Raw genomic sequence first — 13015 nt, forward strand, 5'->3', positions numbered from 1 at the left:
GCTCAGCGCCCGGACCGCCGGAAGACCCCGAACTCGACCAGGAGCCCGAGGACGGCGCCTCCGGCGAAGGCGACCAGCTCGTCCACCCCGAGGCCGGTGTCCCGGGTCATCAGCAGGGTGACCAGCACGTTCCCGAGCACGATCCCCGCGATGACGAGGACGACGAGCCGCACCGTCCGTCCGGTGGATCCTCTGACCTGTTCCATCTGGGAGTCTCCTTCACCAATGTAGGCACGCTACACGTAGGCAGCCTACATGTTGGAGAACCCGGCCGCTAATCCTTGATGCGCTTCATGGTGAGGTGGGAGTCCACCCGCGAGACCGCGGCCAGCGGCAGGATCTGCTGGCTGAGGAACTTCTCGTAGGCGAACTGGTCGGCCACCGCCACGCGCATGTAGTAGTCGGGCCGCCCGAACATCCGCCGGAACTCCAGCACCTCCTCCAGCGCCGCCACCCGCGACTCGAACTCCTCCACGGTCTGCAGGTCGTTGACCGCGATCTCCACCGACACGACCACCTCCAGCGACCGGCCCAGGGCCTCGGGGGAGATCTGCGCCCGGTAGCCGGCGATCACCCCGGCGTCCTCCAGGCGCTTGACCCGGCGCAGGCACGGCGGCGGCGTCAGCCCCACCCGTCGGGCCAGCTCCACGTTCGACATCCGGCCGTCCTGGGCCAATTGGAACAAAATTTCGCGATCAACGTGATCCAGGATAATTGAATTGCTCATATGCCCGATTTCTCCTAACGCGTGAAACCATATTATGCGGGATACGCACTAAAATTGCTTTTCATGCGAACGCGGGATTTCACGGCGGCTGCGGCCGACACCGCCTCGGTGGGGCTGAGCCTGTTCCCCCTCGGGGTCAGCTTCGGCGTGCTGGTGGTGCACGCCGGGCTCGACTGGTGGTGGGCGACGGTGTTCACCGCGGTGATCTACGCGGGGTCGCTGGAGTTCCTGCTGCTCGGGCTGGTCGCCACCGCGACGCCGCTGGGGCAGATCGCCGTCACGGCGCTGCTGGTGAACATGCGGCACGTCTTCTACGCCCTGTCCTTCCCGCTGCGCCAGGTCCGCCCGCTCGGCCGCGTCTACGCCACCTTCGCGCTCACCGACGAGGCGTACGCGCTGACCGCGGGCGGGCGCGCCCGCGGCTGGAGCGGCGCGCGCATCCTGTGGATGCAGGTGCTGTGCCAGGGTTACTGGGTCGGCGGCGCCACCGCGGGAGCGCTCGCCGGAGCGCTGGTCCCGGTCACCCTGCACGGGCTGGACTTCGCGCTGACCGCCCTGTTCGTGGTGCTGACCATCGACGCCTGGCGGGACCGGCGCGACCTGCCGACGCCGCTGCTGGCCGCCGCGAGCTTCGCCGGCGCCGCGCTCCTGACCCCCGGCCAGCTCCTGCCGGTCTCGATGGGCCTGTTCACGGCCGGCCTGCTCATCCGGTACGCCCTGCGCCACCTCCGGCGCCCGGCCGCGTCCGCACCCGCTTCCGCGTCCGCATCCACACCCGCGTCCGCACTCGCGTCCGCGTCCGCACTCGCGTCCGCGTCCACCGCTCCGGCGCCCTCGGCCCCTTCGCCCGTGCCGGCTTCGATCTCGGGCCTGGGCCCGGAAAGGTAGCACCCGCGTGCCCACCCCGCTCTACCTGGCCGCCGTCGTGGCCGTCAGCACCGCGATCACGTGGGGCCTGCGCGCCCTGCCCTTCGCCGTGCTGGGCCCGCTGCGCCGCTCGTCCGTCCTGCAGTTCCTGGCCGTGCAGATGCCCACCGGCATCATGCTGATCCTGGCCCTGTACACCCTGCGCGACCTGCGCCCCACGCCCTGGACCGCCATGGTGCCCGCCGTCCTGGCCCTGGCGACCGCGGTCGGGCTGCACGTCAAGACCCGCAACGCGGTGATCAGCGTCCTGGGCGCGACCGCCGTGCACGTGGTGCTGTCGACGTTCTGGCACGCCGGCTGACCCGTTAGGCGCGGTCGAGCTCCGCGTGCGGGAAGGGCGTCCGCTTGCTCTCGCCGACCAGCCGCTCGACGAACCCCTCGAAGACGAGAGCGGTCGCGGCGTGCCGATCGAGGAGCCCGGCGGCGGCCTCGGAGACCTGATCGCGCCTGGCCCGGCCCGCCACCCACTCGCGCAGGAGCCGGACGTGCTCCCGCCTCTCCCGCGTGCCGCCCGGCAGGTGGTGGCGGAGGAGGTGGCTGGTGGTGTAGTACCGGTCGTAGGAGAGATGATCGTCGAGGAAGCGGGACTCCTCGGCGGACAGCGTGAACCGCTTGCTCACGGCCAGCCCCAGATCGGCGAAGTAGATCTCGCGGCCGTCGGTGAGCAGGTTCAGGAAATGGGCGTCGAAGTGCACGAACCCCTGCGAGCTCAGGAACCGGGTGCCGCCGACGAGTGCCTGTTCGAGCCATGGGTACGGCTCGCTCCCCTCGCGCTCCGACAGCCACGACGCCAGCGTTCCCGGCAGGTGCTCCAGGAACAGGACCAGGCTGCGCGAGGAGGTCATGATGGCCTCCAGCCGCCTGCGCACCGCGTCCGAGCCGTCCCAGCGCGCCACGTATCCGTCGATGCCGCCGGGCTCGTCGGAGAACCCCTCCGGAGGGCTGTCGGGGATCACCCGCCAGTGGCACAGGATGGGGAAGCCGGCGAAGGCGCCGGTCAGCACCCAGTTCGTGGTCATGACGTGGGCCGCCAGCTCCCGCCAGGCGCCGAACCCGGCCGAGCCGACCCCGTACTGGTAGAAGGTCGGCAGGCCGAAGACGTTGGCCGTCGACCGGACGTGCTCCGGGCGGCACTCCAGGTCGGTGAGCGGGACGCGCTTGACGAAGACGCGGGTGCCGGCCACCTCCAGCTCAGCGGACCGCCCGCCGATGCCCTCCCCCCGCGGCTCGGCCCCCGCGACCAGGTCGGCCACCTGCCGGTCGCTCAGCACGGCGAGGGCGGTGGACACGGCGTCGTAGGCGGCCAGGCGAGCCGGGTCGGCGGGCGGCATGAGCTGTCGGCTCCCGGGGGCGGGGACGGGGCGTGTGCTCACTGTCGCACACGTACGGAGCAGCCGGTTCTTCACGCCCGGCCGTACGGACGGTAAAAACCTGACCGGGCACAAAACTGGGACTGTTCGTTATCTTGTATCAATCGTGTTTATGGCGGTAGGTTGTGGCGCCATGACCGCACCCAGGACTCCGACCACCGCCGAGGAGTTGCGTGGCGCCGGCCTGCGGGTTACCGCCGCCCGGGTCGCGTTGCTCGACACCGTCCGGCACGGCGACCACCTCGATGTCGAGGCGATCGCCTCCGGGGTGCGCGACCGTGTGGGTCACGTCTCCCTGCAAGCCGTGTACGAAGCCCTCCACGCGCTCACCGCGGCGGGGCTCGTACGCCGGATCGAGCCGGCCGGAAGCCCGGCCCGGTACGAAGGGCGCGTCGGGGACAACCACCACCACATCGTGTGCCGGTCGTGCGGCGCGGTCGCCGACGTCGACTGTGCGGTCGGTCATGCCCCGTGCCTGCATGCCGCCGACGACCACGGCTTCACCATCGACGAGGCCGAGGTCATCTACTGGGGCCGGTGCCCCGACTGCTCCACCAACCGCACTGCGTGAGCTGCTGAACCCAAGTCCTGGAAGGATTCCCATGACCGAGAACCATGACGCGATCGTCACCGATCCGAAGACAGAAGGCGAAGGCGCCGGCTGTCCGGTCGCGCACACGCGCGCTGCCCACCCGACCCAGGGTGGCGGCAACCGTCAGTGGTGGCCGGAGCGGCTCAACCTGAGGATCCTCGCCAAGAACCCCGCCGTGGCCCGCCCCTACGGCGACGACTTCGACTACCGCGAGGCGTTCCTCGGCCTCGACCTGCCCGCCGTCAAGCGTGACATCGCCGAGGTGCTGACCACCTCCCAGGACTGGTGGCCGGCCGACTTCGGGCACTACGGCCCGCTCATCGTCCGGATGGCCTGGCACAGCGCCGGCACGTACCGGATCAGCGACGGCCGCGGCGGCGCCGGCGCCGGCCAGCAGCGCTTCGCGCCGCTCAACAGCTGGCCCGACAACGCCAACCTCGACAAGGCCCGCCGCCTGCTGTGGCCGGTCAAGAAGAAGTACGGCCGCAACCTCTCCTGGGCCGACCTCATGATCCTGGCCGGCAACGTGGCGCTGGAGACGATGGGCTTCGAGACGTTCGGCTTCGCCGGCGGCCGCGAGGACGTCTGGGAGGCCGAGGAGGACGTCTACTGGGGCCCGGAGACCACGTGGCTCGGCGACGAGCGCTACACGGGCGACCGTGAGCTGGAGCGGCCGCTGGGCGCCGTCCAGATGGGCCTCATCTACGTCAACCCGGAGGGCCCGAACGGCAACCCCGACCCGCTCGCCGCGGCCAGGGACATCCGCGAGACGTTCCGCCGGATGGCGATGAACGACGAGGAGACCGTCGCCCTCATCGCGGGCGGTCACACGTTCGGCAAGACCCACGGCGCGGGCCCGTCCGACCACGTCGGCGCCGACCCCGAGGCCGCCACCCTGGCCGAGCAGGGCCTGGGCTGGAGCAGCACGTACGGCACCGGCAAGGGCGGCGACGCGATCACCAGCGGCCTCGAGGGCATCTGGACCAACACCCCGATCACCTGGGACAACAGCTTCTTCGAGATCCTGTACGGGTACGAGTGGGAGCTGTTCCAGAGCCCCGCGGGCGCCAACCAGTGGCGGCCGAAGGACGGCGCCGGGGAGGGCACCGTCCCCGACGCCCACGACCCGGCCAAGCGCCACGCGCCGACGATGCTCACGACCGACCTGTCGCTGCGCGTCGACCCGATCTACGACCAGATCTCGCGCCGCTTCCGCGACAACCCGCAGGAGTTCGCGGACGCGTTCGCCAAGGCCTGGTACAAGCTGACGCACCGCGACATGGGCCCGATCGTGCGTTACCTCGGCCCGGAGGTGCCGTCCGAGGTGCTGCTCTGGCAGGACCCGCTGCCCGCTCGCACGTACGAGGTCATCGACGCCGGCGACGTCGCCACGCTCAAGAGCCAGATCCTGGCCTCGGGCCTGTCGGTGTCGCAGCTCGTGTCCACCGCGTGGGCCTCCGCCTCGTCCTACCGCAACAGCGACAAGCGCGGCGGCGCCAACGGCGCGCGGGTCCGCCTGCAGCCGCAGATCGGCTGGGAGGTCAACGACCCCGACCGCCTCGCCACGGCGCTCGGCACCCTTGAGGGCATCCAGAAGGCCTTCAACGGCGCCCAGACCGGCGGCAAGCAGGTCTCGCTGGCCGACCTGATCGTGCTCGCCGGCGGCGTGGCGGTGGAGAAGGCGGCCAAGGACGCCGGCTTCGACGTCGAGGTGCCGTTCACGCCGGGCCGCGTGGACGCCACGCAGGAGCAGACGGACGTGGAGTCGTTCGCCGCGCTCGAGCCGACCGCCGACGGCTTCCGCAACTACCTCGGCAAGGGCAACCGCCTGCCGGCCGAGTTCCTGCTGCTGGACAAGGCGAACCTGCTGAACCTGTCCGCGCCCGAGATGACCGCCCTCGTCGGCGGCCTGCGTGTGCTCGGCGCGAACCACCAGCAGACGCAGCACGGCGTCTTCACCACCACGCCCGGCGTCCTGACCAACGACTTCTTCGTCAACCTGCTCGACCTGGGCACGACGTGGAAGTCGACGTCGGAGGACCAGAGCACGTTCGAGGGCCGCGACGCCGAGACGGGCGAGCTCAAGTGGACCGGCACCCGGGCGGACCTGGTGTTCGGCTCGAACTCCGAGCTGCGGGCGCTGGCCGAGGTGTACGCGAGCGACGACGCCAGGGAGAAGTTCGTGAAGGACTTCGTCGCGGCGTGGGCCAAGGTCATGGACTCCGACCGGTTCGACCTGGTCTGATCCTCTTCGTCGTAGCGGGTTCGATCGGGGAACCCGGGTGACGTAGCGCGAGGTCCTGTGCGGGCGGGCGGCCTTTCCGCCCGCCCGCACAGGACCCGGAGGATCCTGATGCCACCCGGGCCAGGCGACGCCATCGTATGCCTACTCGTCCTCGGTGAAGACGACCTCGCGGCGCCTGCGGATCGCCGGGAGGACGGCGACCACCAGGGCCGCCACGGTCAGGAGCAGGAGGACGGCGGAGATGGGGCGGGTGAGGAAGACGGTCGCGTCGCCGCGGGAGATGATGAGCGCCCGCCGCAGGTTCTCCTCCAGCAGGGGCCCGAGGACGAAGCCGAGCAGCAGGGGCGCGGGCTCGCAGCCGCACTTGATCAGCACGTACCCGAGAAGGCCGAAGAAGACGATCGCGTAGACGTCGAACGCGTTGAACGACAGCGAGTACGTGCCGATCGCCGCGAACAGGATGATCATCGGGAACAGCACCTGGTACGGGATGTGCAGCATGCGCACCCAGATGCCGATCAGCGGCAGGTTCAGCAGCACGAGCAGCACATTGCCGATCCACATCGACGCGATCAGGCCCCAGAACAGCGCCGGCTCGTCGGTGAGGACGTTCGGACCCGGGGTGATGCCGTGCACGATGAACGCGCCGACCATCAGCGCCATCACCGGGTGAGCGGGCAGGCCCAGGGTGAGCAGCGGGATGAACGACGTCTGGGCGGCGGCGTTGTTGGCCGACTCGGGCCCGGCGACGCCCTCGACGGCGCCGTGCCCGAACTCCTGGCGCCGCTTGGAGATGCGCTTCTCCACCGCGTAGGAGGTGAACGAGGCCAGCACGTGGCCGCCGCCGGGCAGGACGCCGAGCGCGGCGCCGAGCCCGGTGCCCCGCAGGATGGGGCCGACGATCCTGCGCCGGTCCTCGGGGGTCGGCCAGAGGTTCTTCACCCTGCTGACGACCATCGTGCGGGTCCGCTCGTTCTCCAGATTGCGCAGGATCTCGGCCACGCCGAACATGCCGACGGCGACCGACACGAAGTCGATGCCGCCGTACAGCTCCCGCTGCTCGAAGACGAACCTGGGCGTGCCGGTGTAGATGTCCTGGCCGACGGTGCCGAGCAGCACCCCGAGCCCGATCATGGCCAGGGCCTTGAGCGCCGAGCCACGGGCCAGCGCGATCGACACGATCAGGCCGAGCAGCACCAGCGAGAAGTAGTCGGCCGCGCCGAACTGCAGCGCGACCCTGGCCAGCGGCGGGGCCGCGACGGCGAGCACGACGGTGGCGATCGTGCCGGCCACGAAGGAGCCGACGGCGGCGGTGGCCAGCGCAGCGCCGGCCCTGCCCTGCTTGGCCATCTCGTGGCCGTCGAGCGCGGTGACCGCGGCCGAGGACTCGCCGGGCAGGTTGATCAGGATGGCCGTCGTCGAGCCGCCGTACTGGGCTCCGTAGTAGATGCCGGCCAGCATGATCAGCGCCGTCACCGGCTCGAAGCTGAACGTGATCGGCAGCAGCATCGCGACCGTGGCCGTCGGCCCGATGCCGGGCAGCACGCCGACCGCCGTGCCGAGCAGCACTCCCACGAAGCAGTACAGGACGTTCTGGACGAGGAGGGCGGTCGAGAAGCCCAGCGCCAGGTTGTCGAGAAGTTCCATGCCCTCTCAATCCGGATGCCGCGTCAGAACCCCAGCCACGGGCCCACGAGCGGGATCCGCAACTGGAGTCCGACGACGAAGATGAGCGTGCCGGCCACGGCGAGCCCGGCCGCCACGGCCAGGGCCATGAGCGGGCGGACACGCGTGCTGGCCAGCGTGGTGAGCAGGGCGGTCACCGCCGACGCCGGTACGAACCCGAGGCCCCGTACGGTGAACCCGAAGAACAGCAGCGCGAGCACGATGACCGCGACCGCCCGCCAGGGGACCGGCCCGAACGCGGCCACCTCGCCCGCGACCAGCCCCTTGACGACGATCGCCAGCCCCAGGGCGGCCACGACCGCGCCGACCAGCAGCGGGAAGGCTCCGGGGCCCATCCGCAGCGGGGTGCCCAGCTCGTAGCCGAGCGACCCCGCCGCGAACGCGGCACCGATCAGGACGAAGACGCCTCCGGCGAGGACGTCGGGGAAGGATCGGCGGTGCTTCACCTCAGGAGGCCTTGACCCCGGCGTCGGCGATCACCTTGCCCCAGGTGCCGATCTGCTCCTGGAGCTTGGCCCGGTGCGCCTCAGGAGTCGCGTCCTCGGCCGGGACGGGCGCGGTGCCGAGCTTGGCCATCTGGTCGATGACCTTCTGGTCGGCCAGCGCCACCTTCAGCGCCTCGGTCAGCTTCTGGACGACGTCCGGCGGCGTGGCCTTCGGGACGTACAGGCCGTGCCAGACGCTGACCTGGAGCTGGGGCAGGCCGGCCTCGGTCGTGGTGGGCACGTCGGGCAGGCTCTTGACCCGCTCGGGCGTGGTGACCGCGTACGCCTTGACCTCGCCCGCGGTGATCTGGCCGCTGGTGTTGGTCGTCTGGTCGCACATGAAGTCGACCTGGCCGCCGACGAGGTCGGTCAGCGCGGGGCCGGTGCCCTCGTACGGCACCTCCTGCAGCTTGACGCCGGCCGCGGTCTGGAACAGCAGGCCGCACAGGTGGGAGGCGGCGCCGATGCCGGCGTTGGCCAGGGTGACCTTGCTCGCGTTCGCCTTGACGTGCGCGACGAGCTCCTGGAGCGTCTTGGGCGCGAAGTCCTTGCGGGCGACGACCGTCATCGGCACCTCGGTGACGAGCCCGACCATCTGGAAGTCCTCGAGCGGCTTGTAGTCGAGGTTCTGGTAGAGGGCGGGCGCCGTGGACATGCCGATGTGGTGCATGAGCACGGTGTAGCCGTCGGGCTCGGCCCGCGCGACCTCGCCGGCGCCGACGGTGCCGCCGGCGCCTTCGACGTTCTGTACGACGATCTTGCCGCCGAGCTTGGCGGCCATCGGCTCGGCGATCATGCGGGTGACGGTGTCCGTCGGGCCGCCCGCGCTGAACGGCACGACGAACGTGATGTTCTTGTCCGGGTAGCCTCCGCCCGTCGCGCCTCCCGTGGCGGTGCTGCCGCCGGTGCCGGAACAGGCGGCGACGAGCGAAACGACGCCGATCGCGGTGATGACCCGGGCGGCCCGGTACCTGCTGGTCGTTCTCATATGGCGACCTCCTCGTCAGCGCATGCCCGTTCGTCAGTGAGTGCGCGGCCTCAGTCTCGGGTGGCAGGGACGCGGATGGTGTCAGAGAAATCCCAAGGAATGCGCTGGATGTCAGAAGAATCCCAAGAAGTGAAGGGCTAACACAAGCGTCCATCCGCGCCGTACAATCCGCCGGTATGCGGATCACCATCATCGAGGATGACGACCGCGTGGCGCGGGGCCTGGTGACCGTCCTGGCCCAGGCGGGCTTCGAGGTCCACCGCATCGCCACCGCCGCGGAGGCCGTGCGCGCCGCGCCGTCCGATGTGGTGCTCGTCGATCTGGGCCTGCCCGACGGCGACGGCCTCGACGTGATCCGCAGGCTGCGCGACCGGCCGGAGACCGCCGTCATCGCCGTGACCGCGCGCTCGGAGGAGCACGAGCGGGTACGCGGCCTACGCGCCGGCGCCGACGACTACATCGTCAAGCCGTTCGGCGTGCCCGAGCTGCTGGCCAGGATCGACGCGGTGCTGCGGCGCACCCGCGTGGCCCGGGCCCTGACCCACCCGGACGAGCCGCTCGTGCTCGGCCCGATGCGGATCGGCGTCGGCACCCGCGAGGTCTTCGTCGGGGACACGCCCCTGACGCTGACGCGCAAGGAGTTCGAGCTGCTCCTGCTGCTGGCCCGCCGCGCTCCGAACGTGGTCAGCCGCGACGTCATCCTCGACCAGATCTGGGGCGCCACCTGGGAGTCCTCCAGCCGCACCCTCGACACCCACATCGCGGCGCTGCGGAACAAGCTGGGCCCGTCCGTGCCCATCCGCACAGTCCACGGGGTCGGCTATCGGCTCCAGGCCGGCCAGCCGGAGCTGATCGGCTGACGCGCCGTGCGCCGTCGCCTGCTCGTCGTCCTGGTGCCGCTCGCGGTGCTGCTCGTCGCCGCGCTCGGGATCCCGCACAGCGTCACGCTGGCCGAGCGGGAGATGCAGGAGACGTACGTGGACCGGCTGGGCGACGTCGGCCGCTTCGCGTCGCTGGCCGAGACCGCGCTGTCGTCCGGCCGGACCGAGGCGCTCCAGCAGGAGCTGACGCGCTACCACGAGCTGTACGGCATCCCGGCCGCAGTGATCGACACCTCCGGCGCGGTGCTGCTCGGGCCGGCCCGCGCGTACCAGGAGGCGGCGCGCGCCGAGCCCGCGCTGCCCCGGATCGTGACCGCGGCGCTGGCCGGGACCCGCTCCGAGCCGTCCGGAGAGTGGGCGCCGTGGGACGGCTCCGCGCTCGTCGTCGCGGAGCCCGTGGGCCGGGACAGCGAGGTCGTCGGCGCCGTCGTGACCATCTCCGACCTGTCGAAGACCCGCTCGCGCGTCCTGCTGCAGTGGGCCCAGCTCGCCGCGCTCGGCCTGCTGCCGCTGATCGCGCTGATCGCCGTCGCCTGGCCGGTGTCGGCGTGGGTGCTGCGCCCCGTGCGCGAGCTGGACGCCGCCAGCGGGCGGATCTCACAGGGCGACCTCACCATCCGGGCGGACGCCGAGGCGGGGCCGGTCGAGCTGCGGCGGCTCGCCGGCTCGTTCAACACGATGATGGACGCCGTGGAGAACGCCGTGCAACGGCAGCGGGCCTTCGTCTCGGACGCCTCGCACCAGTTGCGCAACCCGCTGACCAGCCTGCGGCTCGCCGTGGAGAGCATGGAGCCGCACCTGGCCGGGGGCGGCCGGCCGGTGTACGAGGTGGCCGTGGACGAGGTGAAGGCCATGCAGCGGCTGCTGAACTCGCTGCAGGCCAGCGCGCGGATGGAGAGCATCCGGACGACCTCGCCGGTCGAGCTGGACTCGGTGCTGGCCACCCGGGTGGACCGGTGGCGGGCGCTGACGGCGACGTCGGGGCGGACGCTGGCGGTGGACGTGCCGCCCGGGCTGCGGCTGCTGGAGCCCACGGGCGGGCTCGGCAGCATCCTGGACGAGCTGGTCAGCAACGCTCTGCGGCTGTCGGAGGCGCAGGTGGTGGAGGTGAGCGCGCGGATCGACGGGGAGGTGGTGGCGATCGCCGTCCGTGACGACGGGCAGGGGCTCGACGCCGCCGAACGGGGTCAGGCGTTACGGCGCTTCTGGCGCTCGCCGCGGCACCAGAACGTGCCCGGCACCGGGCTGGGGCTGGCGATCTGCGCCGACCTGGTCGGGGCGGCCGGGGGTGAGCTGCTGCTGGAGGAGGGGCTGCCGCGCCCGGACGGGTCGGGGCACGGGTTCGCCGCGGTAGTGGCGCTGCCGATCGTGCGTGACTAGCGCCCGCGGACGCCCGGCCAGGCGGCGTCAGTGCTTGCGGGCGCGGAACCAGGCGGCCGCGCCCGGGTGCAGCGGGATGGACGCGGTGGCGATCCCGGTCCGCACGTTGATCTGCCACGCCTCGGGGACGGCGTCGGGGACGGGCGCGGTGTCGTCGCGGCTGCCCGAGGTGATCGTGCCGGTGTGGGTGAAGATCGTGTCGGTGATGGCGTACACCAGGTCGTCGGGCAGGTCGTTGCGGGCGAGCAGCACGTTCGGCACGGCGACCGTACGGGTGGCCGGGACCCCGGCGTAGGCGGTCGCGGGGATCCTGGCCGGGGCGTAGGGGCCGGGGAACGCCGTGAAGAGCGCGTCCGCCTGCTCGTCCAGCGGGATCAGCCGGACCGGGTGCCGCTGGGCCAGGTCCGTGATGGCCGGGGTCGGGACGCCGGTGAGGGAGAACATCGCGTCGATCTCGCCGTCGCGCAGCGCCGCCGCCGACTCGGCCTGGCTGAGGTAACGCCCGTCGGCCCGCACCCGGCCGAGCCGCAGCACCCGCAGCGAGGTGAACTCGGTGCCCGAGTCGCGGGCGCCGAGTGACACGCGCGTGCCGTCGAGATCGCCGAACTCGCCGATCTCCGAGTCCGCCATGACCACGAGGTGCAGGTGACTGTCGTAGAGCCGGCAGACCGCCGAGAGCCCTTCGGGCGCGCGGCCGCCGGCCGTGAACAGCGCGTCGAGGCTCGTCAGCCCGAGCTGCACCTCGCCGGCCCGCAACATCCGGATGTTGTCGGTGGACGCCCCGCTCGGCACGGTCGTCACCGTGGCGCCCGGCACCTGCTCGGAGATGTGCTCGGCCAGGGAGCCGCCGATGCGCCGGTACACCGCCCCCGCCGGGCCGGTGGCCAGCCGTAACCGGACCCGTCCCGCCTCGGGCCGGCGTGCGGAGCAGCCGGCGAGCAGCCCTCCGGCTGCCAGGAGCATTGCCCGCCGGCTGAGGCGCGGCTCCAGGTTCAGCACCATGCCGAGATGATACGGACGTCGGCCGCCGGCGGGCTCGGATCAGGCGGCGCGGCCGGCCTTGAACGCGGCGGCGGTGTCCACGACGCGGCGGGCCTGGTGGCGGGCGCCCTGCAGCGGGACCTCGCCGGGCGGGCCGTCGCCGGCCACGTGCGAGGTGCCGTACGGGTTGCCGGTCCGGAACTGGATCGGGTCGGTGTAGCCGGGCGGCACGATGATCCCGCCCCAGTGGTAGAAGGTGTTCGCCAGCGCCAGGATGGTCGACTCCTGCCCGCCGTGGGCGGTGTTGGAGGCGGTGAAGGCCGAGTACACCTTGTCCGCGAGCCTGCCCTGGAACCACAGGCTGCCGACGCTCTCCATGAACACCCTGAGCGGGCTGGCCGGGTTGCCGAAGCGGGTGGGCGTGCCGAACAGCACCGCGTCGGCCCAGTCGAGGTCGTCCGCGGCGGCCACGGCCACACCGGCGGTGTCCCTGACGTGCTGGGCCCACTCCGGCCTGGAGTCGATCATCTCCTGCGGGGCGGGCTCGGCGACCTTGCGCAGCCGCACCTCGGCGCCGGCCTTCTCCGCGCCCTCGGCGGCGGCCTGCGCCAGGGCGTGCACGGTGCCCGTGGCACTGTAATAGATGACCGCGACGTTGACGGGTTCCATGATCGTTCCTCTCTCGGCGTTGGGTTCGCCGGTACGACGACGCAGCCGCGCGCGATGTGAGGCGGCGGGCCGGCCTCACAGTCC

Annotated in this window: 14 protein-coding genes; 6 read left to right on the plus strand and 8 right to left on the minus strand. The window is 71.7% G+C overall.

Annotation, left to right across the window (positions count from 1 at the left end):
• Nucleotides 1-2: 2 nt before the first annotated feature.
• Complete coding sequence (locus HD597_RS50770) at nt 3-206, minus strand: hypothetical protein (protein WP_253754624.1); 204 nt, start codon at nt 204-206, stop codon at nt 3-5.
• 68 nt (nt 207-274) lie between these two features.
• Nucleotides 275-727 carry an Lrp/AsnC family transcriptional regulator gene (locus tag HD597_RS50775; protein WP_276083236.1) on the minus strand — a complete coding sequence of 151 codons (453 nt, stop codon included), beginning with the start codon at nt 725-727 and terminating at the stop codon, nt 275-277.
• A gap of 63 nt (nt 728-790) precedes the next feature.
• On the opposite strand from HD597_RS50775, the gene HD597_RS50780 reads away from it, so the two are divergent.
• Nucleotides 791-1615 carry an AzlC family ABC transporter permease gene (locus tag HD597_RS50780; protein ID WP_253754628.1) on the plus strand — a complete coding sequence of 275 codons (825 nt, stop codon included), beginning with the start codon at nt 791-793 and terminating at the stop codon, nt 1613-1615.
• Between the two features lie 7 nt (nt 1616-1622).
• Nucleotides 1623-1955 (plus strand): branched-chain amino acid transporter permease, encoded by a 333-nt coding sequence (locus HD597_RS50785; RefSeq protein ID WP_253754629.1) that lies wholly within the window; start codon nt 1623-1625, stop codon nt 1953-1955.
• A 4-nt stretch (nt 1956-1959) separates the two neighbouring features.
• On the opposite strand, the gene HD597_RS50790 is transcribed toward HD597_RS50785, so the two are convergent.
• Complete coding sequence (locus HD597_RS50790; RefSeq protein WP_253754631.1) at nt 1960-3027, minus strand: protein kinase family protein; 1068 nt, start codon at nt 3025-3027, stop codon at nt 1960-1962.
• 130 nt (nt 3028-3157) lie between these two features.
• On the opposite strand from HD597_RS50790, the gene HD597_RS50795 reads away from it, so the two are divergent.
• Together HD597_RS50795 and katG are read left to right on the plus strand one after the other, a co-directional pair.
• Entirely contained in the window at nt 3158-3595 is a 438-nt protein-coding gene (locus HD597_RS50795) for a Fur family transcriptional regulator (protein WP_185111252.1), read from the plus strand.
• 31 nt (nt 3596-3626) lie between these two features.
• The gene (gene katG, locus HD597_RS50800) at nt 3627-5861 is read left to right on the plus strand and encodes a catalase/peroxidase HPI (protein WP_253754633.1); all 2235 of its coding nucleotides are present in this window, start codon (nt 3627-3629) and stop codon (nt 5859-5861) included.
• A gap of 141 nt (nt 5862-6002) precedes the next feature.
• Here the strand turns inward: katG and HD597_RS50805 are convergent, their stop codons facing one another.
• From HD597_RS50805 to HD597_RS50815, 3 genes are read right to left on the minus strand one after another with little or no spacing between them, the layout of a single operon-like run.
• Nucleotides 6003-7508: a tripartite tricarboxylate transporter permease gene (locus tag HD597_RS50805; RefSeq protein WP_253754635.1), complete on the minus strand. Its 1506-nt coding sequence runs from the start codon at nt 7506-7508 to the stop codon at nt 6003-6005.
• Between the two features lie 23 nt (nt 7509-7531).
• Nucleotides 7532-7993: a tripartite tricarboxylate transporter TctB family protein gene (locus tag HD597_RS50810; RefSeq protein WP_253754637.1), complete on the minus strand. Its 462-nt coding sequence runs from the start codon at nt 7991-7993 to the stop codon at nt 7532-7534.
• A gap of 1 nt (nt 7994) precedes the next feature.
• Entirely contained in the window at nt 7995-9020 is a 1026-nt protein-coding gene (locus tag HD597_RS50815; protein WP_253754639.1) for a tripartite tricarboxylate transporter substrate-binding protein, read from the minus strand.
• A gap of 176 nt (nt 9021-9196) precedes the next feature.
• Between HD597_RS50815 and HD597_RS50820 the strand changes: the two genes are divergently transcribed.
• Entirely contained in the window at nt 9197-9880 is a 684-nt protein-coding gene (locus HD597_RS50820; protein ID WP_253754641.1) for a response regulator transcription factor, read from the plus strand.
• A 6-nt stretch (nt 9881-9886) separates the two neighbouring features.
• Nucleotides 9887-11281, plus strand: a complete 1395-nt coding sequence (locus HD597_RS50825) for a sensor histidine kinase (protein ID WP_253754643.1) — start codon at nt 9887-9889, stop codon at nt 11279-11281.
• A 27-nt stretch (nt 11282-11308) separates the two neighbouring features.
• Here HD597_RS50825 and HD597_RS50830 read toward each other — a convergent pair whose 3' ends face one another.
• Together HD597_RS50830 and wrbA are read right to left on the minus strand one after the other, a co-directional pair.
• Nucleotides 11309-12283, minus strand: a complete 975-nt coding sequence (locus tag HD597_RS50830) for a TAXI family TRAP transporter solute-binding subunit (protein WP_253754645.1) — start codon at nt 12281-12283, stop codon at nt 11309-11311.
• Nucleotides 12284-12322: 39 nt separating this feature from the next.
• Complete coding sequence (wrbA, locus tag HD597_RS50835) at nt 12323-12931, minus strand: NAD(P)H:quinone oxidoreductase (RefSeq protein WP_253754647.1); 609 nt, start codon at nt 12929-12931, stop codon at nt 12323-12325.
• Between the last annotated feature and the right edge of the window lie 84 nt (nt 12932-13015).

The organism is Nonomuraea thailandensis (genome assembly GCF_024172165.1).
Classification (GTDB): domain Bacteria; phylum Actinomycetota; class Actinomycetes; order Streptosporangiales; family Streptosporangiaceae; genus Nonomuraea; species Nonomuraea thailandensis.

Bases quoted from the DNA above. Each gene is read 5' to 3' on its own strand.
- HD597_RS50775 (WP_276083236.1), bottom strand. From the start codon at position 727: ATGAGCAATTCAATTATCCTGGATCACGTTGATCGCGAAATTTTGTTC.
- HD597_RS50815 (WP_253754639.1), bottom strand. From the start codon at position 9,020: ATGAGAACGACCAGCAGGTACCGGGCCGCCCGGGTCATCACCGCGATC.
- HD597_RS50805 (WP_253754635.1), bottom strand. From the start codon at position 7,508: ATGGAACTTCTCGACAACCTGGCGCTGGGCTTCTCGACCGCCCTCCTC.
- wrbA (WP_253754647.1), bottom strand. From the start codon at position 12,931: ATGGAACCCGTCAACGTCGCGGTCATCTATTACAGTGCCACGGGCACC.
- HD597_RS50795 (WP_185111252.1), top strand. From the start codon at position 3,158: ATGACCGCACCCAGGACTCCGACCACCGCCGAGGAGTTGCGTGGCGCC.
- HD597_RS50770 (WP_253754624.1), bottom strand. From the start codon at position 206: ATGGAACAGGTCAGAGGATCCACCGGACGGACGGTGCGGCTCGTCGTC.
- HD597_RS50780 (WP_253754628.1), top strand. From the start codon at position 791: ATGCGAACGCGGGATTTCACGGCGGCTGCGGCCGACACCGCCTCGGTG.
- HD597_RS50820 (WP_253754641.1), top strand. From the start codon at position 9,197: ATGCGGATCACCATCATCGAGGATGACGACCGCGTGGCGCGGGGCCTG.
- katG (WP_253754633.1), top strand. From the start codon at position 3,627: ATGACCGAGAACCATGACGCGATCGTCACCGATCCGAAGACAGAAGGC.
- HD597_RS50830 (WP_253754645.1), bottom strand. From the start codon at position 12,283: ATGGTGCTGAACCTGGAGCCGCGCCTCAGCCGGCGGGCAATGCTCCTG.